General features: G+C 66.9%; 30 protein-coding genes. 22 read left to right on the top strand and 8 right to left on the bottom strand.

Annotation, left to right across the window (positions count from 1 at the left end):
• Window positions 1–136: 136 nt before the first annotated feature.
• Genes DBR10_RS10970 through DBR10_RS10960 form a run of 3 tightly spaced genes read left to right on the top strand, consistent with a single transcriptional unit; the run spans window position 137 to window position 4,267 of the window.
• Entirely contained in the window at window positions 137–2,602 is a 2,466-nt protein-coding gene (locus DBR10_RS10970) for a S9 family peptidase (protein WP_108505075.1), read from the top strand.
• A 13-nt stretch (window positions 2,603–2,615) separates the two neighbouring features.
• Window positions 2,616–3,614: a methionine ABC transporter ATP-binding protein gene (locus DBR10_RS10965; RefSeq protein ID WP_108505076.1), complete on the top strand. Its 999-nt coding sequence runs from the start codon at window positions 2,616–2,618 to the stop codon at window positions 3,612–3,614.
• A complete protein-coding gene (locus tag DBR10_RS10960; protein WP_108505077.1) occupies window positions 3,611–4,267 on the top strand; it encodes a methionine ABC transporter permease in 657 nt (218 codons plus the stop codon). The genes DBR10_RS10965 and DBR10_RS10960 overlap by 4 nt, the downstream gene beginning before the upstream one ends.
• Window positions 4,268–4,269: 2 nt before the next feature.
• Here DBR10_RS10960 and DBR10_RS10955 read toward each other — a convergent pair whose 3' ends face one another.
• From DBR10_RS10955 to DBR10_RS10945, 3 genes are all read right to left on the bottom strand, one after another.
• Entirely contained in the window at window positions 4,270–4,830 is a 561-nt protein-coding gene (locus DBR10_RS10955; RefSeq protein WP_108490571.1) for a TadE/TadG family type IV pilus assembly protein, read from the bottom strand.
• Complete coding sequence (locus DBR10_RS10950) at window positions 4,830–5,417, bottom strand: TadE/TadG family type IV pilus assembly protein (RefSeq protein ID WP_108505078.1); 588 nt, start codon at window positions 5,415–5,417, stop codon at window positions 4,830–4,832. Before DBR10_RS10950 ends, DBR10_RS10955 begins: the two co-directional genes overlap by 1 nt.
• 90 nt (window positions 5,418–5,507) lie before the next feature.
• Window positions 5,508–5,888: a pilus assembly protein N-terminal domain-containing protein gene (locus DBR10_RS10945; protein ID WP_108505079.1), complete on the bottom strand. Its 381-nt coding sequence runs from the start codon at window positions 5,886–5,888 to the stop codon at window positions 5,508–5,510.
• A gap of 319 nt (window positions 5,889–6,207) precedes the next feature.
• Here DBR10_RS10945 and DBR10_RS10940 point away from each other — a divergent pair, with 319 nt between their 5' ends.
• The 13 genes from DBR10_RS10940 to DBR10_RS10880 all read left to right on the top strand — a co-directional run bounded on the left by DBR10_RS10940 (window position 6,208) and on the right by DBR10_RS10880 (window position 17,846).
• On the top strand, window positions 6,208–6,390 hold the full coding sequence (locus tag DBR10_RS10940) for a Flp family type IVb pilin (RefSeq protein WP_035045423.1): 183 nt from the start codon (window positions 6,208–6,210) through the stop codon (window positions 6,388–6,390).
• Window positions 6,391–6,587: 197 nt separating this feature from the next.
• Window positions 6,588–6,770 (top strand): Flp family type IVb pilin, encoded by a 183-nt coding sequence (locus DBR10_RS10935; RefSeq protein ID WP_108490252.1) that lies wholly within the window; start codon window positions 6,588–6,590, stop codon window positions 6,768–6,770.
• Window positions 6,771–6,898: 128 nt separating this feature from the next.
• Window positions 6,899–7,411, top strand: coding sequence for an A24 family peptidase (locus tag DBR10_RS10930; protein ID WP_108505080.1), 513 nt, complete (start codon window positions 6,899–6,901; stop codon window positions 7,409–7,411).
• A gap of 189 nt (window positions 7,412–7,600) precedes the next feature.
• Window positions 7,601–8,497, top strand: a complete 897-nt coding sequence (cpaB, locus tag DBR10_RS10925) for a Flp pilus assembly protein CpaB (RefSeq protein ID WP_108505081.1) — start codon at window positions 7,601–7,603, stop codon at window positions 8,495–8,497.
• 11 nt (window positions 8,498–8,508) lie between these two features.
• The gene (locus DBR10_RS10920; protein ID WP_108505082.1) at window positions 8,509–10,167 is read left to right on the top strand and encodes a type II and III secretion system protein family protein; all 1,659 of its coding nucleotides are present in this window, start codon (window positions 8,509–8,511) and stop codon (window positions 10,165–10,167) included.
• A 10-nt stretch (window positions 10,168–10,177) separates the two neighbouring features.
• Window positions 10,178–10,888, top strand: coding sequence for a CpaD family pilus assembly protein (locus tag DBR10_RS10915; RefSeq protein ID WP_108556340.1), 711 nt, complete (start codon window positions 10,178–10,180; stop codon window positions 10,886–10,888).
• Complete coding sequence (locus tag DBR10_RS10910) at window positions 10,888–12,465, top strand: AAA family ATPase (RefSeq protein ID WP_108556339.1); 1,578 nt, start codon at window positions 10,888–10,890, stop codon at window positions 12,463–12,465. Before DBR10_RS10915 ends, DBR10_RS10910 begins: the two co-directional genes overlap by 1 nt.
• A gap of 6 nt (window positions 12,466–12,471) precedes the next feature.
• Window positions 12,472–13,965 (top strand): CpaF family protein, encoded by a 1,494-nt coding sequence (locus DBR10_RS10905; RefSeq protein ID WP_108506017.1) that lies wholly within the window; start codon window positions 12,472–12,474, stop codon window positions 13,963–13,965.
• 2 nt (window positions 13,966–13,967) lie between these two features.
• Window positions 13,968–14,945 (top strand): type II secretion system F family protein, encoded by a 978-nt coding sequence (locus DBR10_RS10900; RefSeq protein WP_108506018.1) that lies wholly within the window; start codon window positions 13,968–13,970, stop codon window positions 14,943–14,945.
• A gap of 11 nt (window positions 14,946–14,956) precedes the next feature.
• Window positions 14,957–15,943 carry a type II secretion system F family protein gene (locus tag DBR10_RS10895; protein ID WP_108506019.1) on the top strand — a complete coding sequence of 329 codons (987 nt, stop codon included), beginning with the start codon at window positions 14,957–14,959 and terminating at the stop codon, window positions 15,941–15,943.
• A gap of 145 nt (window positions 15,944–16,088) precedes the next feature.
• Window positions 16,089–16,283 (top strand): hypothetical protein, encoded by a 195-nt coding sequence (locus tag DBR10_RS10890; RefSeq protein ID WP_108489977.1) that lies wholly within the window; start codon window positions 16,089–16,091, stop codon window positions 16,281–16,283.
• 76 nt (window positions 16,284–16,359) lie between these two features.
• Window positions 16,360–17,031, top strand: coding sequence for a hypothetical protein (locus tag DBR10_RS10885; protein WP_108489976.1), 672 nt, complete (start codon window positions 16,360–16,362; stop codon window positions 17,029–17,031).
• Window positions 17,028–17,846, top strand: a complete 819-nt coding sequence (locus tag DBR10_RS10880; protein WP_218278528.1) for a LytR/AlgR family response regulator transcription factor — start codon at window positions 17,028–17,030, stop codon at window positions 17,844–17,846. Before DBR10_RS10885 ends, DBR10_RS10880 begins: the two co-directional genes overlap by 4 nt.
• Here the strand turns inward: DBR10_RS10880 and DBR10_RS10875 are convergent.
• Window positions 17,843–18,673, bottom strand: coding sequence for a pilus assembly protein TadD (locus DBR10_RS10875; RefSeq protein ID WP_108506020.1), 831 nt, complete (start codon window positions 18,671–18,673; stop codon window positions 17,843–17,845). The genes DBR10_RS10880 and DBR10_RS10875 overlap by 4 nt on opposite strands.
• Window positions 18,674–18,756: 83 nt before the next feature.
• Between DBR10_RS10875 and DBR10_RS10870 the strand changes: the two genes are divergently transcribed.
• The gene (locus tag DBR10_RS10870; RefSeq protein ID WP_108556338.1) at window positions 18,757–20,169 is read left to right on the top strand and encodes a leucyl aminopeptidase family protein; all 1,413 of its coding nucleotides are present in this window, start codon (window positions 18,757–18,759) and stop codon (window positions 20,167–20,169) included.
• Window positions 20,166–21,002 (top strand): C40 family peptidase, encoded by an 837-nt coding sequence (locus tag DBR10_RS10865; protein ID WP_108505108.1) that lies wholly within the window; start codon window positions 20,166–20,168, stop codon window positions 21,000–21,002. Before DBR10_RS10870 ends, DBR10_RS10865 begins: the two co-directional genes overlap by 4 nt.
• A gap of 28 nt (window positions 21,003–21,030) precedes the next feature.
• Here the strand turns inward: DBR10_RS10865 and DBR10_RS10860 are convergent, their stop codons facing one another.
• Window positions 21,031–21,555, bottom strand: coding sequence for a TlpA family protein disulfide reductase (locus DBR10_RS10860; protein ID WP_108505109.1), 525 nt, complete (start codon window positions 21,553–21,555; stop codon window positions 21,031–21,033).
• A 109-nt stretch (window positions 21,556–21,664) separates the two neighbouring features.
• Window positions 21,665–22,315 (bottom strand): c-type cytochrome, encoded by a 651-nt coding sequence (locus DBR10_RS10855; RefSeq protein WP_108556337.1) that lies wholly within the window; start codon window positions 22,313–22,315, stop codon window positions 21,665–21,667.
• A gap of 142 nt (window positions 22,316–22,457) precedes the next feature.
• Here DBR10_RS10855 and DBR10_RS10850 point away from each other — a divergent pair, with 142 nt between their 5' ends.
• The 4 genes from DBR10_RS10850 to DBR10_RS10835 all read left to right on the top strand — a co-directional run bounded on the left by DBR10_RS10850 (window position 22,458) and on the right by DBR10_RS10835 (window position 25,061).
• Entirely contained in the window at window positions 22,458–23,195 is a 738-nt protein-coding gene (locus DBR10_RS10850) for a 3-deoxy-manno-octulosonate cytidylyltransferase (protein ID WP_108556336.1), read from the top strand.
• Window positions 23,192–24,040, top strand: a complete 849-nt coding sequence (locus DBR10_RS10845) for a prephenate dehydratase (RefSeq protein ID WP_108505110.1) — start codon at window positions 23,192–23,194, stop codon at window positions 24,038–24,040. The genes DBR10_RS10850 and DBR10_RS10845 overlap by 4 nt, the downstream gene beginning before the upstream one ends.
• A gap of 78 nt (window positions 24,041–24,118) precedes the next feature.
• A complete protein-coding gene (locus DBR10_RS10840) occupies window positions 24,119–24,586 on the top strand; it encodes a hypothetical protein (RefSeq protein WP_108490003.1) in 468 nt (155 codons plus the stop codon).
• A gap of 58 nt (window positions 24,587–24,644) precedes the next feature.
• Entirely contained in the window at window positions 24,645–25,061 is a 417-nt protein-coding gene (locus tag DBR10_RS10835; RefSeq protein ID WP_108490004.1) for an MAPEG family protein, read from the top strand.
• A gap of 146 nt (window positions 25,062–25,207) precedes the next feature.
• Here DBR10_RS10835 and nadC read toward each other — a convergent pair whose 3' ends face one another.
• Complete coding sequence (nadC, locus tag DBR10_RS10830) at window positions 25,208–26,056, bottom strand: carboxylating nicotinate-nucleotide diphosphorylase (RefSeq protein WP_108505111.1); 849 nt, start codon at window positions 26,054–26,056, stop codon at window positions 25,208–25,210.
• A partial coding sequence (locus tag DBR10_RS19975; RefSeq protein ID WP_233243375.1) for a hypothetical protein occupies window positions 26,053–26,151 on the bottom strand: 99 nt, incomplete at its 5' end. The genes DBR10_RS19975 and nadC, both read right to left, overlap by 4 nt.

Below are 26,151 nucleotides of genomic sequence, written 5' to 3'. Positions count from 1 at the left end.
AGCGATCCCGCCACGAAAGGTGGGGCGGGCGCAGAATTTTCGTTCCCCTCGTCCGCTGTCGCGCATAATCCTTTCGCCCTTCACGCTGGATGTCCGGGCTGACTCTACCGGACCCGATAACGCCGAGGGGCTCTTCATGGTCGAGACCACCTTCCGTCGCCGCGTCCTGGCTCTGGTCGCCAGCGCAGCCCTGACAGCATTGACCTGTGGCGCACCGGCCCTGGCGGCGGGACCCGACGGCTACCAGATGCCGCCGGCCCCCATCGCCCAGATCCTCGATGCGCCGCAGACGCCGGGCGTCAGCCTGAGCCCTGAACGCAAGACGATGGCCCTGCTGGGCCGGGAAAACCTGCCGCCCATCGCGGCGGTTTCGGAGCCGATCCTGCGGCTGGGCGGCTACCGGATCAATCCGCGCAGCAACGGGCCGATCGAGGCCCGTACCAACTGGATGACCAGCCTGACCTTCCAGGACGTGGCCACCGGCAAGTCGCAGCCTGTGGCCCTGCCGCCGGGCACGCGGTTCATGGATCCGCGCTGGTCGGCGGACGGGGCCCGCACGGCCTTCGTGGTCGATGGCAAGGACGGGCTGGAACTGTGGGTGGCCGAGCGAAAGTCGGCCACGGCGCGCCGGATCGAGGGCGTGCTGCTCAATGCCGCCTTCGGCTCGGCCTATGACTGGCTGCCCGGCGGCCAGGGCCTGCTGGTCACGGCAATCCCCGCGGGGCGTGGTTCGGCCCCGGTCGCTGATGACACGCCCAAGGGGCCGATCATTCAGGAGTCCGCCGGCCGCACGGCTGCGATCCGGACCTACCAGGACCTGCTGGCCTCGGAACATGATGAGGCGCTGTTCGACCACTATTTCACCAGTCAGCTGGTGCGGGTGAGCCTGGCCGACGGAAGCCTGACGTCGGTCGGCGTGCCGGGCCTCTACTCCGCCGTCACCCCCTCGCCGGACGGCCAGTTCATCCTGACCAACCGCCTGAAGCGCCCCTACAGCTATCTGGTGCCGGCCGGCCGCTTCCCGACCGAGGTCAATGTGCTCGATGCCGGGGGTGGCCTCGTCAAGCAACTGGCTGACCGCCCGCTGGCCGACAACCTGCCGGCGGCCTTCGATGCCGTGTCCGTCGGACCGCGCTCGGTTTCATGGCGTGAAGACGCCCCGGCCACCCTGGTCTGGGCCGAAGCCCAGGACGGCGGCGATCCACGCAAGAAGGTGGCGGTCCACGACCGGGTCCTGAGCCTGGCGGCTCCGTTCACGGCAGCGCCGACCTCAGTTCTGGATCTTGACCAGCGCTATGCCGGGATCGACTGGGGGCGGGGTGACTTCGCGCTTCTGACCACCCGCTGGTGGGAGACCCGCAAGGAAAAGCGCATTGCAATCGATCCGGGCAAGCCGGGATCGAACCGTGTGATCCTCGAGCGCAACTATCAGGATCGCTACAATGATCCCGGCTCGCCGTTGAGCCGCGTCAACGTCAGGGGCGAGGAGGTTCTGCACTTCACGCCGGACGGCAAGGGCGTTTTCGTCACCGGAGCCGGGGCCAGCGCCAAGGGCGAATTCCCGTTTGTCGGGGTGATGGATCTTGCGACCGGCAAGACCACCCGCCAGTGGCAGGCTGCGGCCCCCTATTATGAGGCTCCGGTCGCCCTCGCCGACGAGGCCGGCAAGACGGTGATCACCCGGCGTGAAAGCAAGGATGAGCCGCCGAACTATTATCTGCACGCTGTGAAGGGCGGCAAGGCCACTGCCCTGACCCGCTTTGCCGATCGCGCGCCCCAGTTCGCCGGGGTCAGCAAGCAGACCATCACCTATAGCCGCGCCGACGGCGTAAAGCTGTCGGGCACGCTCTATCTGCCCGCCGGCTATGACAAGACCCGTGACGGCCCGCTGCCGCTGCTGATGTGGGCCTATCCGGAAGAGTTCACCGACGCCTCGGTCGCCGGCCAGACCGTGGATACCGGCAACCGCTTCACGCGACCGGGCGGCACCAGCCATCTGTTCCTGCTGACCCAGGGCTATGCCGTTCTCGACGGCCCCTCGATGCCGATCATCGGCGTCAACGGGGCCGAGCCCAACGACACCTATATCGAGCAGCTGACCGCCAGTGCGAAGGCCGCCGTCGACGCGGTGGTGGCGATGGGCGTGGCGGACAAGGACCGTATCGCGGTGGGCGGCCACAGCTATGGCGCGTTCATGACCGCCAACCTGCTGGCCCATACCGACCTGTTCCGCGCCGGTATTGCCCGTTCGGGGGCCTACAACCGCACCCTGACGCCGTTCGGCTTCCAGGCCGAGCAGCGGACCTACTGGGAAGCGACCGAGACCTATACCCGGATGAGCCCGTTCACCTATGCGACCAAGGTCAATGAGCCGATCCTGCTGATCCATGGCCAGGCCGATGACAACTCCGGAACCTTCCCGGTCCAGAGCGAGCGCTTCTATGCGGCGCTCAAGGGGGCCGGGGCGACGGTCCGCTATGTCGTGCTGCCCAACGAAGCCCACGGCTATCGCGCCCGCGAGTCGACCATGCACACGCTCTGGGAAATGTCGGCCTGGATGGACAGGTACGTGAAGTCCGCGCCGCCGCGCGCTGCGAAGTAAGGGTCCAGTCGACGTGATTGCCTTTGAGGCTGTGTCCAAAACCTATGCGCCTGGCGCAAGGCCGGCGCTGGACGGCGTGTCCCTTACAGTTGCGGCCGGTGAGGTCTTCGGCGTGATCGGGGCGTCCGGTGCGGGGAAATCGACCCTTATCCGGCTGATCAACGGCCTTGAGACCCCGACCAGCGGCCGTGTCGTGGTCGATGGCGACGACGTGACGGCCCTCGGCGTCGAGGGGCTGCGAGCCCTGCGGCGGCGGGTCGGAATGATCTTCCAGCACTTCAACCTGCTTTCGGGGCGCACCGTTGCCCAGAACGTCGCCTTCCCGCTCAAGCTGGCCGGCCGGCCGGCGGCCGAGGTGAAGGCGCGGACCGCCGAGCTACTGGCCCGGGTCGGGCTGTCTGACCATGCCGCCAAGTATCCGGCCCAGCTGTCGGGCGGGCAGAAGCAGCGGGTCGGCATCGCGCGGGCCCTGGCCACGGGGCCCAAGGTCTTGCTCTGCGATGAGGCGACCAGCGCCCTGGATCCCGAAACGACCGAACAGATCCTGGAGCTGGTTTCCAATCTGAACCGGGAACTGGGTCTGACCATCGTCCTGATCACCCACGAGATGGACGTGGTCCGCCGGGTCTGCGACCGGGTCGCCGTCCTTGAAGACGGCTGCGTGGTCGAAAGCGGCAGCGTCGAGGATGTCTTCCTGCATCCTGCCAGCGAGACCGCCCGACGGTTTGTGCGGGAGGCCGATGGCGAACCGGCGGCCGGGGTAGGGCTTGAGGGGCGGCTGGTGCGCCTGACCTTCCGCGGCGAGGCCACCTATCGACCGGTTCTGGGCGAGGTCGCCCGCGCGACCGGCGTCGACTATTCGATCCTCGGCGGCCGGATCCATCGGCTGCGCGAAACACCCTATGGCCAGTTGACCCTGGCCCTGACCGGCGGCGACGTCGAGGCGGCCATCGCCCGGTTCCAGGCCGGTGGGGTCAGGGTTGATCCGATCACCCCGGGGGAGGGCGCATGATGGGCAATATCGACTGGACCGAGATCGGACAGGCGACTCTCGACACCCTGGCCATGCTGGGCGGCTCTATGGTTCTGACCGTGCTGCTGGGCTTGCCCCTGGGGGTGATCCTGTTCCTGACCGGGCGGGGACAGATGCTGGAGAACCGGCTGGCCAACGGTCTGCTGTCGCTGCTGGTCAATATTCTGCGATCGGTGCCTTTCGTGATCCTGCTGATCGTCATGATCCCGCTGACCGTCGCCCTGGTCGGAACCTCTCTGGGCGTGGCCGGGGCCATCCCGCCGCTGGTCGCCGGCGCGGCGCCGTTCTTTGCCCGCCTGGTCGAAACCGCCCTGCGCGAGGTCGACCGGGGCGTGATCGAGGCCAGCTTCGCCATGGGGGCCCGGCGGCGCCAGGTGGTGCTGTGGGCCCTGCTGCCCGAAGCCATGCCGGGTGTGATCGCCGCAGCGACCGTCACCGCGATCGCCCTGGTGTCCTATACGGCCATGGCCGGTGTGGTCGGTGCCGGAGGGCTCGGCGATCTGGCGATCCGCTTCGGCTACCAGCGCTTCCAGACGGATGTCATGGTCGTGACGGTGGTGCTGCTGCTGGTGCTGGTCCAGGTCCTGCAGATGGTCGGCGACAGGGTCGTGCGCCGGGTCTCACATCGCTAGACTCAGCTGACCCGCGCGACGGTCTCGGACTTCCGCGGCCGCAGATAGAAGGTGCGGTAGAAGTTGATGGCGTTGGGCATCACGAACTTGATCGGCGAGGTATAGGCGTAGCTGGCTTTGGCCATGATCACGCTCTGGCTGGCCGGCAGGACACCGACCGGCACGTTGGTCAGCACCGTGTTCTTGGCCGGGCAGTTGGCGTGGCTGTTGTAGTTCTCCGACCAGTCGACCGTGTCCTTGCCCGAGGCATCCGAGGTGACACTGACCAGGCACATGCGCAGGGCGGTGGTCGGGTAGGGGGCCATGATCGTATTGCCGATCGTGAAGATGTCGGTTCGCCGCGCATCGGTCAGCTGTGAGGTCTGGGCGGCAAGGTCGCCGATGGACGACGCGATATTGCTCAGGCGACGCTGGGCCATCATCGCCTGGGTCAGTTCTGCGAGGCCGCAGTACATCACGACCAGGACCGGCGCGATGAAGGCGAACTCCACAGCCGAGACACCGCGCTGATCGCGCCAGAAGCCCTTCAGGCGGCCCCGGAGCCGGGAGGCAGGGCGCTTCATCAAGCCGGGCATGTCACCGTCGCCGCAGGAGTGTCGGAATAGGGCTCGTTCGAGAAGGCGGAGGCTGCCGTGATCAGACGCTTGCCGCCGGCGGACTGCAGGCCCGTTTGAAGCAGGGGCGTCAGCAGGGGCCAGTTGTAGTAGGCGCGAACCAGGACGACCGAGCCGGGGCCGCCCGGATCCCAGCAGGGCGATGCCGGCCTGTTCGAACTCAGGGCCGCGCCCGTGGTCGAAAAGCCCGAAAAGGTTCGCACGTCCACGGTCAGCGCCGTGGTGCAGGAGGCCCCGACCCAGCTCATCCGGGTGCACAGGGCCGCCTTGAAGGTGTTGGCCGTGCCGCCGCCGGTCTGAACTTCACCGGTGCGGATTGTGCGGGCCGAGTCGATCACGGCATTTTCGAGCGTCACGGAGACCAGAAACACCAGGCCCAGTTCGATGATCGCAAAAATCAGCAGCAGGAACGGGATCGCCACGAAGGCGAACTCGATGGTCGTGGCACCGCGTTCGGCGCGGGCGAAGCGCGCCAGCAGGCGGTCCCGCAGCGGCCAGGACCTGGACGGACGTTTGGGGCGGGCGACACGCGCCATGACGGAAGGGTCCGTTTCCACGGCCGCCGAAGCGGCGGTCACTGGGCAGTCTAGGGGAACGTCCCTAATCAGGGGTTTAGCCGCGCAGGATCAGTTGACCGCCGCCGCCGGTGTCACGCGCGTGCACTGCGCGCCACAGGCATAGTTGGTCGTATTGGCTGCGCCTCTATAGACGGTGACCGAACCGCCGCCGACGTCCGAGACGATGATCTGGCGGTCCGCGAGGCGATTGCCGCTGGCGTCGAAGGCCAGGACGGTGGTCACGCCGGCCCGCTTGCCCAGGACGATCAGGGTCCTCTCATTGATGACGCTGACGTCGGCGACCAGCGGATCACCGACCACGACATCCCGCACAGCGCCATTGAGGCTGATCTGGGCGGCCTGGCCTGTCGGTACCGACAGGTTTTCAGCCCGGGCTTCGGCCCCACAAACGGTCAGGGCAGCGATAAGGGCGAGCGTCAGGCGGCGCATAGGGGTTCCAGTTCGATCTCCAGCACGGTTCGAGTCTGACTTTGAATGGTCAACAAAAGACTAAATTGCGCCCCGATGCGACAACCTGACCTTCTCAAAAGTCATTGATTCAGAAGGGCTTGTTTTGAATTCTCAAGGTCTTGGTTAAGAGATGGTAATAGTAAATACAAATAAACCAAAAGAAAAAGTCCGAAAACTATTCCGGTGTTTACTGGCCATTAAGCGGGTTGGGCGAAATTGATCGTGTTTTCGGGGGTGAGCAAGTCGAGACGGCTTGAAGACCTCAAAATCAACCAACGAAGATTTAGGAGATCAAGTCATGTCGAAGTTTGTCACCCGCTTCCTGAACGACGAATCCGGCGCCACGGCCATTGAATATGGTCTGATCGTCGCCCTGATCGCTGTCGTGATCGTGACCGCCGTCACCACGCTCGGCACCAACCTGAAGGCCACCTTCACGAAGGTCGGCACCACGGTCAGCACCGCCAACTCGGCCAGCTAATCTCCAGGGACCGCCCCGCCGGTTGCGGCGGGGACGGTTCCGGACTGGACGATCCTGGGCGCGTAGCGACGCCAGGCTGCTCGCAATCTGGCAGCACGCGTTCTGGCCACGCCCGAACAAGAAGGGTCGAGACCATAAGGTTTCGACCCTTTTTTCTTGGCCCAAAAGGCCCCTGCGGGGGACAGCAGGAGAAGAGAATGACGACGTTTTTTCAGCGCTTCCTGAACGACGAGTCCGGCGCCACGGCCATTGAATATGGCCTGATCGTCGCCCTGATCGCCGTCGTGATCGTGACGGCCGTCACGACGCTCGGCACCAACCTGAAGGCCACCTTCACGAAGGTCGGCACCAAGGTCGCCACGGCCAATGCCGCCAGCTGATCAAGCTGACGGCCGCGATCTGCACGAAGGCCGCGCTCCCGTCGCGGCCTTTTCCTTGTGTGCTGGGCGGGAAACCATTGCTTCATCCCATCGTCCCAGAATGAGGCAGGCAAAGAGGCTTCGCTGAGATGCATGCATTCCAGATCGCGCTGCTGACCGTCTTTCCGGCTCTGGCCATTGTGGCCGCGCTCAAGGATGTGACCAGCTACACCATTCCCAACTGGATCTCGCTGGCCTTGCTGGCGGCCTTTGTGCCGGCCGCGGTTGTCAGCGGAGCGCCGCTGGCTGTCCTGGGCCTGTGCCTGGCGACCGGCTTCGGGGCCCTGCTCCTGGGTATGGGCATGTTTGCGGCCGGCTGGATCGGTGGGGGTGACGCCAAGCTGTTTGCGGCAAGCGCGCTGTGGATCGGCTGGCCGGGAGCTGTGCCGTTCATGCTGGCCACGGGTCTGGCCGGCGGTGCCCTGACGATGGTGATCCTGGCCCTGCGTTCGGGCTGGCTGGAGCCTGTCCTGGCCGGCAGCCCGGCCTGGCTGCGCAGGCTCGGCACGCAAGGGGGCGATCTTCCCTATGGCGTGGCCATCGCGATCGGTGCCCTGGCGACCTTCCCGGACGGCGCGCTGGCCTCGGCCATCCTGCGCTGAAGCCGCGTCCCCGCGTCAGGCTGTCGCGCGGACATTTCGACTCTTCAAGCTGAAACTTTAGCCGGTGTTAACCATGCACCGGCGAGCATGGCCGTGGCCAGAAAGGCTGTCTGACGAATCGTCTGCGTGATCCGGAAGGGTGCGCATCGCCGAAATCTCGCTTCTCGTCGCGAAGGCCTGTGACTGCGCATGAACCCTGTTCGCCTTCTGATCGTCCTGGTCGCCGCTGTTGCGGCCATCGGCCTGGCCGTGGTGATGCAGCGCATGATGGGCGGCACACCTGCCGCTGCGCCGGCCGCCGCAGCCGCGCCCGCCGCCACCAAGCCGATGACCCAGGTGCTGGTCGCCAAGCGCGATCTGGCCATCGGCGCTCGCCTGACCGCTGACGATGTTACCTGGCAGGCCTGGCCGACCGAGGCCGTCAATGCCGCCTTCATCACCAATGGTGCCGCCCAGCCCGCCCCCGAGGGGGCCGAAAAGGCCAAGGCGATCGCCACCGATGTCGCCAGCGACATGATCGGTGGTGCGGATCCGGCCAAGGCCGTTGAGGGCGCGATCGTCCGCGACCCGATTCTGGTCGGCGAGCCCATCACCTCACGCAAGATCGTTCGCGGCGGCGACGGCGGCTACCTGTCCGTCGTGCTGGCACCGGGCAAGCGCGCCATGTCAGTCCCGATCACCTCGGAAACCGGCGTCGGCGGCTTCATCCTGCCGGGCGACCGCGTCGATGTGCTTCAGACCCGTGACCGGGTCACGCCGGGCGGCGAGGAGGGCGCGTCGGCCGGCAAGGTCATCGTCGCCGAAACCATCCTGCAGAATGTCCGCGTCCTGGCGCTCGACCAGAGCACGGCGGCCGAAAAGGACGCCAAGTCGATCGTGGCGGCCACCGCCACGCTGGAAGTCGGGCCGCTCGACGCAGAGGCCCTGGTCAAGGCCAAGGCCAGCGGGCCGGTCACCCTCACCCTGCGGGCCTATACCGACCTGGGTGGGCCGACGGGCGTCGCGCCAGGCCAGCGGCCCGGGGATGAACCGATCGTCCGCATCAATCGCGGTGGTCAGACCAGCAACATTTCGGTGCGCCAATGAGCGGATCCTCCATGACCCGTCGCTTTCTCACCGCCCCCCTGGCCGGCCTCTTCCTGCTGGGTACCGTCGCGCCGGCCCTGGCCGACGGACCGGTGGCGGGATCGCACACCTATCGCCCGCCGAGCCGCGTCACCCGTCCCGCCCCGCCGGTGCAGATGCCGGTCTCCGAGCCTGACCGTCCGCTGAGCATCGACCTCACCGCCGGTGCCGGGGCCCGTGTTCTGGATCTGCCGCTGGGCAAGTCGGCCATCATTGAGCTGCCGACTGACGTGCGCGACATGCTGGTCACCAATCCGCTGGTGGCCGACGCTGTCCTGCGCAGCCCCCGTCGCATCTACGTCCTCGGCCTGACCGCCGGGGCGACCGATGCGGCCTTCTTCGATGCCTCCGGCCGCCGGATTCTGACGCTGAACATCCGCGTCGGACAGGACACCAGCCTGCTGTCCTCGACCCTGAACACCGTGATCAGCGGCGGAACGATCAAGGTTGTGCCGCTCAAGGACAGCGTGATCCTGAGCGGTCTGGTGATGAACGCCGGGGACTCCGAGAAGGCCTCGCGGATCGCCGCGCAGTTCGTCTCGTCGCCGGAAAAGGTGCTGAACATGCTCAGCATCGCCGGCAAGGACCAGGTGCAGCTCGAAGTCCGGATCGTCGAGGTCCAGCGCAACATCGTCAAACAGCTCGGAGTCGACCTGAATGCCGTGCTGGGCCAGCTCGGGGGTGATCAGTTTACCTTCGGCATCTCGCCCACCTACGGCGTCAACGGTGGCCTGCTGGGCGGCGTGACCAGCGGCTTCAAGCTGGATACCACCCAGCAGCCGACCATGGTCGTCCCCTGTATCGGCGGCGTGACCGGCACCTGCTACCAGGTGGTCAAGGACAAGGTGTTCTCGTCGTTCGACTCGGCGGGCAATCCGATCACGGTGGTCAACGGCGATACCGCCACCCTCAAGACCACGGCGGGCAGCAAGGCGATCAACTCCGCCAAGGGCATGATCCAGGCGTTTGAACGCGTGGGTCTGATCCGCACCCTGGCCGAGCCCAACCTGACGGTCCTGTCGGGGGAGTCGGGCACCTTCCTCGCCGGTGGTGAGTTCCCGGTTCCAACCGGCCAGGACACGACCGGCAAGGTCACGATCGAGTTCAAGCCCTACGGCGTGGGCCTTGGCTATACCCCGGTCGTCATGTCGGGCGGCCGCATTTCGCTGAAGCTGTCGACCGAAGTCTCCGAGCTGTCCAATCTGGGGGCCTACACGGTCTCGAACGGCTCGGGGTCCAGCACCCTGACGGTGCCGGGCCTGACCGTCCGGCGCGCCGAGACGACGGTTGAACTGCCTTCCGGCGGCTCTCTGATGATCGCGGGCTTGCTGCAACAGACCACCAAGCAGACCGTCGATGCGATCCCGGGCATGACCAGCATGCCGGTCCTGGGCTCCCTGTTCCGGTCGCGCGACTTCCTGAACGGCGAGACCGAGCTCGTCATCATCATCACGCCCTACATCGTTGATCCGGCCCATCCCAGGTCGCTGCAGACCCCGGCGGACGGCCTGCAGATCGCCGGCGACATGAGCACGGCCCTGCTGGGCCGTCTGAACAAGGTGGTGAAGGCTCCGGCCGGGGCGAATATCGGGCGGGCCTACCAGGGCCCTGTCGGCTATGTGATCGAGTGAGGACGCGGCCATGAACAACAGCTCCATGCCCCACATCCTCAAGGCCGGCCTGATCGGCATGGCCCTTGTCGGTCTGTCCGCCTGTGCCACCAAGGGCCCGGAGCCCACGACCGCGCCGCCCCTGGCCGGCCTGGAAGCCGAAAAGTGGCGTGACCGGATCAAGGTCACCCCCCAGCCGGACGAGATCCAGTTGGTGGCGCACAATACCGGCGTCTCGGACACCCAGGACCAGGCCCTGCGGGCGCTGGTCGGGCGCTGGCTCTCGGCTGAGGCACGCGAGATCGTTGTCAGCGCGCCGGTCGGTGGCCCCGGGTCAACGGCGTCGGGCCGAATGGCCTCGCAGGTGCGTGACCGGTTGATGATGTACGGCGCCCCGGCCCCGCAGGTCAGGATTGTCGCCTATGATGCTGCCGGCAGCGATCAGGCCCTGATCCGGGTCGGCTTCCAGACCTATATCGCTGAAGGCCCGCGCTGCGGCGATAACTGGGAAAACCTCACGGCGACCCGCAACAACGAGGCCTATGGCAATTTCGGTTGCGCCATGGCGGCCAATCTCGCGGCCCAGATCGCCAATCCCGAGGACCTCCTGCGTCCGCGCGACAGCGCGCCGATCGACGCCGGCCGGCGGGATACGGTGCTGGGCAAGTATCGCAAGGGCGAGGTCACATCGTCGGCCAAGGACGATCAGGCCAAGGGCACCATCTCCAAGGCGATTAACTGATGGCGCGTCTCCCCAATGATCCGGAAGCCTTCGACACGGGCTTCGATGCGGACGATGAGTTCACCTCGGCAGGGTCTGACCCCTGGCGCTCGACCGCTCCGGCCCTGGCCCCGGCCATGGACGGACTGGAAGACCCTTTCGCGGCCTTCCCGCCGGCTCGCCCCCGCGAGCAGAAGGCCGTTTCCTTTGACAGTGGCTTTGCCGACGCGCCCGTCCTGGGCAGTGCTTCCACCTCCGCTCCCATGATGCAGACCCCCGCCGCGCCCCAAACCCCTACGCGTCCGACGCCGGATCGCCTGGCCGCGTCTCCGCCGCCGTCCTATGTCGCGCCCGAGACGGCATCCCATGCCGACGTCCTGGCCGGCGGCGACGCGGCCCTGGGCGAGACCAGCGTCCCGCGCATCACCATTCATGCCTTCTGCGTCCGGCCTGAAACCTCGGCGATGATCGAGGCGGCAGCGGCCGACCGCCGTATGGCCCGCGCCTCGACCGTGGTCCGGACCGGCGGCCTTGATGCTGCGGTTGACCTCTACCAGAACCAGTCGACGCCCTCGCTGGTGCTGGTCGAGAGCCTCGATAGCGCCCAGCGGCTGCTGTACCAGCTGGATGCCCTGGCCCAGGTCTGCGACCCCGGGACCAAGGTCGTGGTCGTCGGCCAGACCAACGACATCGCGCTCTACCGCGAGCTCATCCGCCGTGGTGTCAGCGAATATCTGACCCAGCCGCTTGGGCCGCTGCAGGTGATCCGCGCCGTCTCGGCGCTCTATGCCGATCCGGCCGCACCGTTCGTCGGGCGTCAGGTGACCTTTGTCGGCGCCAAGGGCGGCGTAGGGGCCTCGACCCTGGCCCACAACTTCGCCTGGTCGATGTCGGAGCGGATGCAGTCTGCTACGGTCATCGTTGATCTGGATCTGCCGTTCGGGACCGCCGGTCTGGACTTCAACCAGGATCCCCTGCAGGGCGTGATCGATGCCCTGACCCAGCCGGACCGGCTGGATCCGGTCCTGATGGACCGGATGATGGTGCGCTGCGGTGATCGCCTGTCGCTGCTGGCCGCGCCGGCCACCCTGGACCAGGACTATGAAATCACCGCCGAGGCATTCGAGGAAGTCACCCAGAAGGTGCGGGGGGCTGCGCCGTTCGTGGTCCTCGATCTCCCGCACAGCTGGGGAGCCTGGACGCGCAAGATCCTGATCGGCACCGATGACCTGGTCGTGGTCGCCACGCCGGATCTCGCATCGTTGCGCAACGCCAAAAACATTGTCGATCTCGTCCGGCAGGCCCGTCCCAATGACGCGCCGCCCCGCCTGGTGCTCAACCAGGTCGGCGTGCCCGGGCGTCCGGAGATCCCGGTCAAGGATTTCGGTGAGGCGCTGGGCATCACGCCCTCGCTGGTGCTGCCGTTCGATCCCAAGCTTTTCGGTCAGGCCTCCAATAACGGCCAGATGGTCGCCGAGGTGGCCCCGAAGTCCAAGGCGGCCGAAGGTATCGACTACCTCGCCCAGTTGATCAGCCGGCGCGAGGCTCCTGCGGTCCAGAAGACCTCGATGCTCTCCGGCCTGTTCAGGAAGAAATAGCCCAGGATGTTCGGCAAGCGCGATCAGACCCAGGCGACGGATCGTCAGGCCCCGCCCCCGGCCCCTGCGGGCGGAGCGGCCATCGCCACGCGTCCGCAACGCGTCGAGCCCCTGCCGGAGAAGGGGGCGCCTACGCCCAAGGTTGCCTCGCCCAAGCCCGCACCGGGCCTTGAGCAGTTGCGGGCAGCCCAGGGCGCGCCGGCGACCACCCAGGTGGTGCGCGAGCAGAGCGACTACTACCACGCCACCAAGACGACGATCTTCAACGCCCTGCTCAATACGATCGACCTGTCCCAGCTGGCCCAGCTGGACATCAAGGCCGCCGCCGAGGAGATCCGCGACATTGTGGCCGAGCTGGTCGCGATCAAGAACGTCTCGATGTCGGTGGCCGAGCAGGAACACCTGGTCCAGGACATCATCAATGACGTCCTCGGCTACGGACCGCTGGAGCCGCTGCTGGCCCGCGACGACATCGCCGACATCATGGTCAATGGCGCGCACCGGGTGTTCATCGAAGTCGGCGGCAAGGTCCAGCTGACCAATGTGCGCTTCCGCGACAACATGCAGCTGATGAACATCTGCCAGCGGATCGTCAGCCAGGTCGGCCGCCGCGTCGACGAAAGCAGCCCGATCTGCGACGCCCGTCTTCCCGACGGCAGCCGCGTCAACGTCATTGCCCCGCCCCTGGCTCTTGATGGTCCGACCCTGACCATCCGGAAGTTCAAGAAGGACAAGCTGACGATGAAGAACCTGGTGGACTATGCGTCCATCAGCCCGGAAGGGGCGCGGGTTCTGGGCGTCATCGGCGCCTGCCGTTGCAACATCGTCATTTCCGGCGGTACCGGCTCGGGCAAGACTACCCTGCTCAACAGCCTGACCGCCTTCATCGATCCGACCGAGCGGGTCGTGACCTGTGAGGACGCCGCCGAACTGCAGCTGCAGCAGCCGCACGTGGTGCGTCTGGAAACCCGACCGCCCAACCTGGAAGGCCAGGGCGCGGTGACCATGCGCGATCTCGTCAAGAACTGTCTGCGGATGCGTCCTGAACGGATCATCGTCGGCGAAGTCCGTGGCCCGGAGGCCTTCGACCTCCTCCAGGCCATGAACACCGGCCACGACGGTTCGATGGGCACGCTGCACGCCAATACCCCGCGTGAAGCCATCAGCCGTATCGAGAGCATGATCACCATGGGCGGCTATGGCCTGCCCTCGAAGACCATCAAGGAAATGATCGTCGGTTCGGTCGACGTCATCGTCCAGGCCGCACGCCTGCGGGACGGCAGCCGCCGCATCACCCACATCACCGAGGTGGTCGGGCTCGAAGGCGATGTCATCGTCACCCAGGACCTGTTCGTCTACGAAATCACCGGTGAGGACGCCGAGGGCAAGGTCGTGGGCAAGCACCGCTCGACCGGTATCGCCCGCCCGCGCTTCTGGGACCGTGCCCGTTACTACGGCCTCGAGCGCGAGCTGGCCGAAGCCCTCGACGCGGCGGAATAGCCATGCTGGTCGTCCTCGCCGCCATCCTGGGCTTCATCACGATCGCCGGCATCGGCTTCGTATTCGCCGGCGGTGACCAGAGCTCCGCGCGGACCGTCAAGCGGGCCCAGGCCATTGCCGGCGGCGGCGCGCGCGACGCCAGTGCCCGGGCCAAGGCTGTGGCCAACACACCGGACGCCCGTCGCAAGCAGATCCTGAAGACCCTGAAAGAGCAGGACCGTCAGCAGAAGAAGGCGTCCGTCACGATCGCCGCGCGTCTCCGTCAGGCCGGGCTCGGGGAGAAGGTCAAAGGCTTCTGGATCGTCAGCGCCGTCGTCGGGGTGACGGTGGGTCTGCTGATCATCATCCTGGGTCAGAACCCGCTGATCGCCCTCGGGGCCGCGTTTGCCGCCGGCTTTGGTCTACCGCGCTGGGTGGTCGGCTTCATGGCCACTGCGCGCATCAAGAAGTTCACCGAGGCCTTCTCCGACGCCATCGACATCATCGTTCGCGGCATTCGCTCGGGCCTGCCGGTCCATGACTGCCTGAAGATCATCGGCAAGGAATGTCCCGAGCCCCTGGCCGGAGAGTTCCGCATGCTGACCGAGAATGTCGGCATGGGCATGCCGATGGATGCCGCCCTCGAGCGCATGTACGAGCACATGCCGACCAATGAGCTGCGCTTTTTCGCCATCGTGCTGTCCATTCAGCAGAAGACCGGCGGCAACCTCGCTGAGGCGCTCGGCAACCTGTCAACTGTCCTGCGGGCCCGCAAGCTGATGGGCGAGAAGATCAAGGCCCTGTCGGCCGAAGCCATCGCCTCGGCCTTCATCATCGGCTGCCTGCCGCCCGGCGTTGTGGTCCTGATCACGGTGACCTCGCCGGCCTACATGCAGCCGTTGTTTACCGACCCCCGGGGGCATCTGATGCTCCTGGCCGGCGGCATCTGGATGAGCATCGGCATCTTCGTGATGCGCAAGATGATCAACTTCAAGTTCTAGGGGCACGCCAGATGGACATTGCCTCGACCCTGACCAACCCCTCGAACCTGCTCTCGGGCTTCATTGCCCTGGTCGTGTTCCTCACCATCCTCACGCTCGCGGCGCCGATGATGAAGGACCGGGGTCTTGAGGGGCGCCTGAAGTCGGTGGCCAACCGCCGCGAGGAGTTGCGCCGCCGCTCTCGCGAGGCGCTGGCCCAGAAGGGGGCCGCTGTCGGCAGCACCCTGCGGCATGCTGACGAGGGTCTCTACAAGAACATCGTCGACCGGCTGCAACTGTCCAAGCTGCTCGAGGATCCCAAAGTCGTCGACAAGCTTGCCCAGGCCGGGTTCCGCGGCCCGCAGCCGGTCTCGACCTTCTATTTCTTCCGCTTCGTGATGCCGTTCGTCTTCGCGGTCATCACGGCGATCTACATCTATCTGATCAATGACTTCGGCCTCGTCGGCATGCAGAAGATGTGCGCCTGCATGGCGGCGCTGGCCATCGGCTACTACGCGCCGAACGTCTACATCAGCAACGTCGCCCAGAAGCGTCGCGAGTCGATCGTGGCGGCCTTTCCGGACTCGCTCGACCTGCTGCTGATCTGCGTGGAAAGCGGCATGTCGATCGAGGCGGCCATCCAGAAGGTCGGGGCCGAAGTCGGGTCCAGCTCGATGGAGCTGGCCGAGGAGATGTCGCTGCTCACGGCTGAACTCAGCTATCTGCCTGACCGCCGCCTCGCCTATGAAGGCCTGGCCCGCCGGACCAACCATCCAGGCATCAAGTCCGTGTCGACAGCCATGATCCAGGCCGAACGTTATGGCACGCCGCTCGGCGCAGCCCTGCGCGTGATGGCCAAGGAAAACCGCGAGCTGCGCCTGTCGGCGGCGGAGAAGAAGGCCGCAGCCCTCCCGGCCCAGCTGACCGTTCCGATGATCCTGTTCTTCCTGCCGGTTCTGTTCGTCGTGATCCTCGGCCCGGCGATCATCAAGATCCAGGACGTGATGGGCAAGCACTAGAGCCCGTGGCGACCGATGGGGCGGGCGGAGACCTCTGCCCCCTGGCGCGAACCGCTATACCCTGAAGACAAGGATCTACCGAAAGTCGATTTCGGCTCATCCCTTGCGTGCATTGGTCCCAGACGTATCGAACTGGGACGCTGCCATGAAACGCCCGAGACTGAGACGAACGCTGCTTCGCGATTTTCTGAAGGATGAGTCAGCCGGTTCCCTGGTCGAGACCGGACTGGTCCTGACCCTGGCGACCGGGCTGGTCTTTGTGCTGCGCGACCTGATTGCCGGGCCCCTGATCCAGAAGTTCGTGATGGCCGCAAAGGCGCTTGAGCGGGCCCTGAACTGAGGGCTTTCGTCCCGGCCAGCCGCGTCTCGTCACAGGCCGCTGTCCATACCCGGCGGCGGTCAGGCATCCGGGGAGCATGACCTGGATCTTCGCACCCGCCCTCGCTCTTCACATCGCTGCGGGCCTCTGCGCGGTCGTCATTGGCGTCCTGCCCATCCTCACCCGCAAGGGGGGGCGCTGGCACCGGTTGTCGGGGCGTCTCTTCGCCGCAGTGATGGCCGTGGGCCTGGCCTGTGCCTGGGTGATGACGGCCCTTCGCTTCAACGCCTATTTCGCTGCGCTGAGCGCCACGGCCTCCATCACCGTCTTCTCCGGTGTGCGGGTCCTGCGACGCAAGCGGCCTGACCTGGATGCCGCCCAGCGCGCCCGGCCTCTGGACTGGGCGGTCACCCTGACGGTGTTGTCCATCGGCCTTTGGGTCCTTGTCCTGATCCTGACAGGGCAAACCGGTAGCAACACCGCTGTGTCCATGGCCCTCGTTTACGGTGCCCTGACCTATGGCGGTTGGGATCTGTGGCGCTTTCTGCGACCGACCGACTGGCCCTTCTCGCCCCAGCTCTGGACGTATGAGCATCTTGTGAAGATGCTCAGCGCCTACGGGGCGGTATTGAGCGCCTTCTCCGGCAACTTCCTGACGGTTTTGCCCACGCCATGGAGCCAGCTCTGGCCGACCCTGCTGTTCCAGCCGATGGCGCTGATCTGGATCGTCATTCTGGCGAACCGCCGTCCGGTGCCCGTCGGCCCGTGAGGCGGATCTCGACGGCCGTCTGGACCTGGGGCTTCGGGCTCTACGCCTATCTGGCCACCACGGTCAGTGCCGCCTGGTATGCGCGCCGGGCGTCGGGCGGAGCGCTGGAGGTCGGGCAGTCCCTGGCCTGGCAGGGGACCAGCTATGCCGCATGGGTGCCGGTTGCGGCCCTCGTCTGGCTGATCTTGCGCCGCTTTGATGCTGGTGGACGCGGGATGGCTGCCCTGGCCCTGGCAGCCATCATCGTCGCGCCGATGGAGTCACTGGCCGCCGCCTGGATCGACATGAGCTTTGTCGGGGGCGAGGGCTGGACGGAGGCCTCAGGCCGGGCCCTGGGCCGTTTGCCGGTTTCAATCCTGCTCTACACCGCCATTGCGGCCGTAGGCGTCGCGGCGGCTCATCACCGTCGCATCGGGCTTGAGCTGGTGCGCTCGGACAGGCTTGAGGCGGCCCTGACGGCGGCCCGTGCACGGCACGAAACCCCGTCGACGGATCGGCTCATGGTGTCAGCCGGTTCGCGACGCGTGCCGGTAATGCTGAGCCAGGTCGAGTGGTTCGCGGCGGCGGGCAACTATGTGGTCGTGCACTGGGACCAGCGCGAAGGCCTGGTGCGCGACACGCTGCAAAACCTTGAAGCCCGTCTGGACCCAGCGGTGTTCGCGCGGAGCCACCGCTCGACCGTCGTCAACCTGGCCCGGGTGTGCGAGACGCAGTCACTGTCCGACGGTTCGTGGCGGCTGGTGCTGGAGAGCGGGGCCGAGCTGGTCGCCAGCCGGACCTATCGTGATGCCCTGCTGGCCCGCCTCGGGCGTTAGCTGCCGGCCTTCAGGGCTTCCCAGGAGCGGGGCTGGATCGAGCTGGCCCCCTGGCCCGTCGCGGCCCGCAGCCAGGCCAGGTTGTTGGCGACGGACTCGGGCGGCAGGTCTTCGCGGGCCAGCTTCTCGGCCTCGGCCAGCCGGCCCTGCAGGCCGATGACCAGGGCGAGGTTCTGGCGGATCTGGATGGTCGAGGAGGGCAGGGCGACCGCCCGTTTCAGCTGGGCCTCAGCCCCGGCCAGATCCCCACGGGCGGCCAGATGCATGGCATAGTTGGCATTGGGGGTGGCTTCGTTCGGGGCCAGGGCGACGGCCTGCTTGTGCGCGGCGAGGGCCTCGTCGTCGCGCTGGGCCTGCTCATAGGCCACACCGAGCAGGCTTTGCGGCCGCCAGTCTCGCGGGGCCAGGCTAGCCGCCTTGCGGGCCGGCTCAATGGCATAGAACCCCTGACCCCGCGCGATGTGCACGCGGGCCGATTCGAGCAGGGCCTCGACGTCCTCCGGCGCGACGATCAGGACCTTGGTCACGGCGGCTGAGGCTTCGTCAAAGCGGCCCAGGGCCCGCAGGGCCTGGGACAGGGCGACCCCGGCCTCTACGTCGCGACCGTCGGCAGCGAGCTCCGATCCCCAGAAGGCGGCCCGGGCCAGCGGATCGGCGCGCCGGGCTTCGGCCCGCTGCGCCGGCGTGGCCCTTCGCGGCCCCATTGGAGCCGAGGCATCGGTGTCGGCGGCCGGACGGGCCGGGGCTTCGCCGGCATGGGCCATCGGGGCCAGGGCGATCAGGACCGGGGCGATCAGGGTTGCGAGGCGCGCGCGCTTGCGACACATGGAAGAGGTCTCTCCGACGAGTTCCCGCATCCTCGCTCCGGGGCCTCAAGGAATCGTTAAGCATAATTTTCAAGGGCCGCGACATGTTGGACATCCACCCCTTTCTCGCCGCCGACACGGCGGGTGCGATCCCGGTCCATCCGCTGTTCGAAGCCGAGGTCGAGGCCTTTGTCGCCGCGCGTCGCCCGGCCGTCCGGACCCTCGCAGACCAGAACCAGTTCCGGGGCAAGGCCGGGCAGGTCCTGCTGGTTCCGGGCCCCGGCGGAGCGACCGAGCGGGTCCTGTTGGGGCTTGGAACGGGCTCGCGCGTGGATCCGGGCCTCTTCAGGGGCCTCGCCGCCAAACTCCCGGCCGGCGACTATGCCCTGGCCCGAATCCCGAGGGGCCTGGATCTCACCGAAGTGGCCGTGGCCTTTGCGCTCGGCCTCTATCGCTTTGACCGCTATCGCAAGCGCCCATCCGGTAAGGACGGGACCGGGCCCCGGCTGGTCGCCCCCAGGGGTGTGGATGTCACGGCCGTGCTGGCGATCAGCCACGCCTGCGCCCTCGTCAAGGACATGGTCAATACGCCGGCCAACGACATGGGGCCGCTGCAGATCGAGACGATCGCCCGCGAGATCGCCGAGCAGCATGGCGCGGAGCTGACGGTGATCCGGGGCGATGACCTGCTCGAGCAGAACTATCCGGCCGTGCATGCCGTGGGCCGGGCGGCGGTACCGCATCGCGCGCCGCGCCTGCTGGAACTGACCTGGGGCGATCCGGCCCATCCCGTCCTGGCCCTGGTCGGCAAGGGGGTGGTGTTCGATTCAGGCGGGCTCGACATCAAGCCTTCGACCGGCATGCGCCTGATGAAGAAGGATATGGGCGGTGCGGCCCACGCGCTGGCGCTCGGCCGCATGGTCATGGCCGCCGGCCTACCCGTGCGCCTGGTGGTCCTGACCCCGGTGGTCGAGAACGCCATCAGCGGCGATGCCATGCGTCCGGGCGACGTGCTGCAGACCCGCGCGGGCCTGACCGTCGAGGTCGGCAATACCGATGCCGAGGGCCGGCTGATTCTGTCCGATGCCCTGGCCCGGGCCGGAGAGCACAATCCGGTCCTGACGCTGGATCTTGCCACCCTGACCGGTGCGGCGCGCGTGGCGCTGGGGCCCTTCGTCATTCCCTTCTGGACCGGCGACGAGGCGCTGGCGGCGCAGATCGCCTCAGCCTCGGCGGCGACCTTTGATCCGCTCTGGCGGATGCCGCTGACCGAAGCCTATGGCGAATCGATCGAAAGCGAGATCGCCGACCTGCAGAACGACTCCGCCGCCTGGGCCCAGGCCGGGGCGACGACGGCCGCCCTGTTCCTGCAGAAGTTCGCGCCGAGCCAGGGCAGCTGGGCGCATTTTGACCTCTATGCCTGGAACCCCAAGGCGCGGCCCGGCTATCCGGCCGGCGGCGAGGTCCAGGCCATCCGGGCGCTGTTTGCCATGCTCAAGACCCGGTTCGCCGCATGAGCGCGCCGGATCGCCGTCTGACCCTGCTGCGCGACGGCCTCGCGGACCGCCGGCTGCAGGGCCGGGTCGCCGCCGACCGCTTTGCCGACGTCACAACGATGCAGGCGAGCGCCCCCATCGCCTCGATCCGCAAGGCCCCCGAACCGGACGCCGAGCAGGAAGACCAGCTGGTCTTCGGCGAGCGTTTCGATGTGCTGTTCGAGACCGGCGACTTTGCGTTCGGCCAGGCCCGTCGGGACGGCTATGTCGGCTATGTGACCCGCGATGCCCTGTCCGCCCCGCTGCTGGCCCCCACGCACCGCATTGCCGCCCTGCGCAGCTATGCTTTCAGTGCCCCCGACATCAAGTCGGCCATTGTCGGGCTCTACAGCCTCAATGCCCTGGTCACCGTCGAAGCGACAGAGGGGCGCTTTGTCCGCGCCGCCCGGGCCGGCTGGTTCCCGGTCGAGCACCTGGCCCCGATCGGCACCGGCGAGACCGACTATGTCGCCGTGGCCCAGCGCTTCCTCGGCGCGCCCTATCAGTGGGGTGGACGCGAGTCGCTGGGCCTCGACTGCTCGGCCCTTGTCCAGCAGGCCCTGGCGGCCTGCAGCCGGGCCTGCCCGCGCGACACCGACCAGCAGCGCGCATTCTTCCCGGAGGTCGCCGAGCCCGAGCGCCGGCGCGGCGATCTGGTGTTCTGGAAAGGCCATGTGGCCATCCTGCTGGATCCGGAGACGATCCTGCATGCCAACGCCCATCACATGGCGACGGCGATCGAGCCCCTGGCACAGGCCATTGCACGGATCGACGCGGCGGGGGTCGGCGCGCCGCTGGGCTACCGGCGGGTTTGATCCTTCTCCCGCAAGGGGAGAAGGAGCCCTATTTCACCCACTTGGCCAGCCAGTCGGCCATCTGTTGGGGCCTAGTGTGTCGCTTGTCAGTGACGGTGATCAATTCGTGGCGATTCCGCAGCGCGCCGGTCTCGTCAATGATGAGAAGGGCTGGAACGCCGATCAGGTCGTCCGGGCCAATTCCATAGCGCAGCGGGATGTCCATGTTGCGGTCCAACCGATCCACATCCACCGTGACGATCTCGTAGTGTGCGTCGAGGAAACTCTTGACCTCTGGCAGGCGCATGACGCCCGCCAGCATCCGGCAGTCGCCGCACCAGTTGCCTCCTAGGTCGATCAGCAAAAGCTTGTGGGCCGCCTTGGCCCGAGCAGCCGCCGCCGCGACCTCGGCCTGGGCGTCAGCCTTGGGGTCATAGGGATAGGGTAGGGGCCTGGGCAGTTGCGCGCTGCTGGACAGGCTGACCTTGGGGGCCTTGGCGGCAAAAGCCGAACCGGGAACGGCTGCCAGTAAGGCGGTCAGCGCAACTGCAGCGGCGATAGCGCGAAGCGTCATGGCGGAATGATCCGATTAAGCGGTACCGCCTGTATAGCCGGGCCTTCGGATAGAAAAGGGCCGCAAAGCGAACTTCGCGGCCCTTGATGTCAGATCGGTCGAACGTCGCTTACTGGGCGGCAGGCGCCTCAGCCGCAGCGGCCGGAGCTGCCGCAGCACCGGCTTCCGGCGCGGCGGCCGGAGCCGCAGCGTCAGCCGGGGCAGCAGCAGGCTTGGGCGCCGGCACTGGCAGGGTCGAACCCTGGCTGTGCAGATAGGCGATGATCGCGACGCGATCTTCCTGCTTCTTCAGGCCGACGAAGCCCATCTTGGTGCCCGAGATGTACTTGCCCGGGGCCTTCAGGAACTCATACATGTGGTCATAGTCCCACACCGGGTTCTTGGCCCCGAATTCCTTCATGGCGGCGGAGTATTCAAAGCCGGCATGCGCACCGGGCTTGTGGCCCAGAATGCCGTAAAGGCCCGGGCCGATGCTGTTGGGGTTCGCAGGCTCGATCTTGTGGCAGGCAGCGCACTTGGCGGCCACGGCCTGGCCGGCGGCGATATTGGCCGGCAGCAGCAGGGCGGTGCCCCAGTCGGGTGCGACCTCGACGGCAGCGGCAGCGCCGCCTGCGGTCGGCTCCTCGACGGCGATCTCGTAGCCGGCTTTCTCGATCTCGTGCTTTTCAAACACGATGGTCGAGGCCTCGCGGAGACCAAAAATGATGAGGCCGGTCAGCAGCACGCCGCCAGCAATCTTGTTGAACGTCAGGTCGCTCATCTCAGCCTTGTCAGCCTCTAACGGGCCCGACGAACGGCGAGCCCAATCCCGCGGCGAGGAATCCCCCGCGCGCCTTTTGTTGCGCTCGCGTCTCTTACACGCTACCGCCCCTCGCGCAACTGGGCAGGAGCGAATTGCGACCATGAACCCCATCGTCCTGATCCCCGCGCGCATGGCCGCGACCCGTCTGCCGAACAAGCCCCTGGCGGACATCGGCGGGCAGCCGATGATTGTCCGGGTGCTGAATCAGGCCCTGAAGGCCAAAATCGGCCCGGTTGCGGTGGCGGCGGGGGATCCCGAGATCGTCGAGGCCGTGCGCGCCGCCGGCGGAATCGCCGTTTTGACCGATCCGGCCCTGCCGTCCGGCTCCGACCGGATCCTGGCGGCCCTGGCCGAGCTGGATCCCCATTGTGAGCACGACGTCGTGATCAACCTCCAGGGTGACATGCCGTTCGTCGATCCTGCGGTGCTGTCGGCCTGCGCGGGCCTGCTGGACGACTTCGGCGATTGCGACATCGCCACCGTGGTGGCCGCCGAGGCTTCACCGGCCGACCGGACCAATCCCGATGTGGTCAAGGCGGTGCTGGCCATGGAGGACGACGGCCTGAGTGGCCGCGCCCTCTACTTTACCCGCTCGACCCTCTATGGCGACGGCCCGGTCTGGCGCCATATCGGCATCTACGGCTATCGCCGCGAGGCCCTGGAGGCGTTCAATGCCGCCTCACCCTCGCCGCTCGAACAGCGCGAAAAGCTGGAGCAGCTGCGGGCCATGGAACTGGGCATGACGATCCGCGCCGCCGTGGCCCCCGAAGCGCCGATTTCCGTCGACAACCCCTCCGATCTCGAAGCCGCCCGTATCCAGGCTGGAAAACAAGCATGAGTGTCCTCAAGAAGATCGCCTTCCAGGGCGAGCCCGGTGCCAACAGCCACGAGGCCTGCCGCACCTTTTTTCCGGACTATGAGGCCTATCCCTGCGCGACCTTCCAGGAGGCCTTTGAAGCCATCAAGAGCGGCGTCTGCGCCCTGGGCATGATCCCGATCGAGAACTCGATCGCCGGCCGGGTCGCCGACGTGCATCACCTGCTGCCGGAAGCCGGGCTGAAGATCATCGGCGAGCTGTTCAAGCCGATCCGCTTTCAGCTGATGGCCAACAAGGGCGTCAAGCTGGGCGACATCAAGACCGTCGCCTCGATGCCCATCGCCCTGGCCCAGTGCCGCAACAGCCTGCGCAAGCTGGGCGTCACCACCGAGGCGGCCGGTGACACCGCCGGGGCGGCCAAGGCCCTGGCCCTCAATCCGGACCCGACCCGCGGCGCGGTCGCCCCGGCCCTGGCGGCGGAGATCTATGGCCTCGACATCCTGGCCAGCGATATCGAGGACGAGCGCCACAACACCACCCGCTTCCTGGTGATGACGGCCGAGGCCAGCCCGACCCCGCCGCCCTTCACCCATCGCTGTGTGACCAGCTTCGTGTTCAAGGTCCGCAACCTGCCGGCCGCCCTCTACAAGGCCATGGGCGGGTTCGCGACCAACGGCGTCAACATGACCAAGCTGGAGAGCTACATGGAGAACGGGGCCTTCACGGCCACCTTCTTCTATGCCGAGGTCGACGGCCGCCCCGAGGATCGCAGCCTGGCCCTGGCCTTCGACGAGCTGAAGTTCTTCTCCGAGAAGTTCGAGATCCTGGGGGTCTATCCCGCCGATCCGTTCCGGGACCGGACTTGAAGATGCGCCGTTGCAATCCAGAATTGTCTCTCTAGGCTCGCGGCAAGGTCTGTTCCGGCCCGGCGGGGGAGAGAGCCATTGAAGGTTGCAGCGGTCGCGTTCAGCGTTTTGGGCACCGGCTTGCTGGGCTTTGCCTATGGTCTGGCGGTCTGGGCGGGCATGCCTGCCAACCCGCTCGCAACGCTTGGAATGCTCCTGGGTTACTCCGGTGCGCTCATCAAGCTGGCGCTGATGGTTCTGGGGCTGCAACTGATTGCCATCCTGGCCGTCGCCGTGCCCCGCCTCCTTAAGCCCTCGGTCGATCCGGACCGTTCGCTGCTGACGGTGTTCAGTTTTCTGCCTCCGGGCGTCGGCCTGGCCGCCAGTCTGCTGGATGGCTTGACCATCCTGAACGTAATGCAGCGGACAAACACTACCAGCCTGATGGTCATCGCTCCGAGCCTGGCTGAGGCGATTATGCCGTTGGCTCTGGGGTTGCTGATTGGAGCGCTGGCAGCGGTTGCACTGGTCAGGCTGGGGCTCCCCCAACGTCAGGCTTCGCAATAACCCCGTTCTGCGCCTAACCTCCCCATACAAACAAAACGTCCGGGGAGGGACGCTCTAAATGAATACGATGATCGCGCCGGTAATGGCGCTGGTGGGCTGGTCGCTGCTGATCTGGCTGTGGATGTATGCGCGTCGCATTCCGGCGATGCTGAAGGCCGGGATCAAGCCGCAGGACGCGGCCTTTCCGGGTTCTCTTGATGTGCTGCCGGCCGGCGCTCGCCAGGCGGCCGACAACTACAACCACCTGATGGAACAGCCGACCATCTTCTACGCCGCCGCCCTGGCCATCGCGGTGGCCGGTCATGCCGACGGCTGGGCCGTGCACTTCGCCTGGGTCTATGTGGGCCTGCGGGTGCTGCACAGCCTGGTGCAGGTGACGGTCAACATCGTCAATCTGCGCTTCCTGCTGTTCGCGCTGTCGACGATCACCCTGGCGGTGATGGTGGTGCGGGAGCTGATGAAGATCTGGGGCTAATGCAGCCCACCTAAAGTCTTGTCATCCCGGCCGCAGCGGAGCGGAGCGCCGGGACCCAGGGGCCAACGCAGCGCGGCTGCCCCTGGGTCCCGGATAGCCTCTGCGAGGCTTCCGGGATGACAAGATTTGGGGCGATTTGAAGCGCCCTAAACCGCGTCCAGCCCAATATCCAGCACCGACGCCGAGTGGGTCAGCGCACCGACGCTGATCACATCGACACCCGTTTCGGCGATGGCCCGCACGGTGGTCAGGTTGACGCCGCCCGACGCCTCCAGCACCGCCCGGCCCCTGGCCAGCGAGACTGCGGTCCGCAGGTCGTCCAGGCTGAAATTGTCCAGCATCACCACGTCGGGACCGTGCTTCAGCGCGTCTTCCAGTTGGTCCAGGCCATCGACCTCGACCTCGACCTTGACCAGATGGCCGGCAAAGGCCCGGGCCCGGCGGACGGCTTCGCCGACCCCGCCACAGGCGGCGACGTGGTTGTCCTTGATCAGGATGGCGTCATCCAGGCCGAAGCGGTGGTTGATGCCGCCGCCGCAGCGCACGGCGTATTTCTCCAGCGCCCGCAGGCCTGGCGTGGTCTTGCGGGTATCGACGATGACGGCCCCAGTGCCCTCGACCAGCCGCACATAGGCCCGCGTCAGGGTGGCGATGCCCGACAGCCGGCCCAGCAGGTTCAGCCCCGTGCGCTCGGCGATCAGCACGGCGCGGGCATTGCCCTCGGCCCGGGCCAAAACCGTGCCCGGCGCGCAGTCCGTGCCGTCCGGCGTGACCACCTCGAAGGTCGCTGCCGGATCCATGGCCGCCAGGGCAAGCCGCGCGCAGGACAGGCCGGCGACCCGGCCGTCCTGCCGGCTGGCATAGACCACCGACAGCCGGGCCTCGGCGTCGATACAGGCCTGTCCGGTGATGTCGCCCGCCCGTCCGAGATCCTCGGTCAGGGCCGCGTCGATGATCGGACGTATCAGGAGGTCGGGAAGGGGGGAGAGGGTCATTCGGCGGCATAGCGCACGACGGCGCTCTCGGTCTGCAGCGTCACGAAGGTCCGCACAGCTCCGGCTGTTTCGGGGAAGTCGGCGCGGTAGTGGCC

The sequence above is a fragment of the Caulobacter sp. HMWF025 genome (genome assembly GCF_003060965.1).
GTDB lineage: Bacteria > Pseudomonadota > Alphaproteobacteria > Caulobacterales > Caulobacteraceae > Caulobacter.
This window is presented reverse-complemented; position numbering and strand designations above follow the sequence as displayed.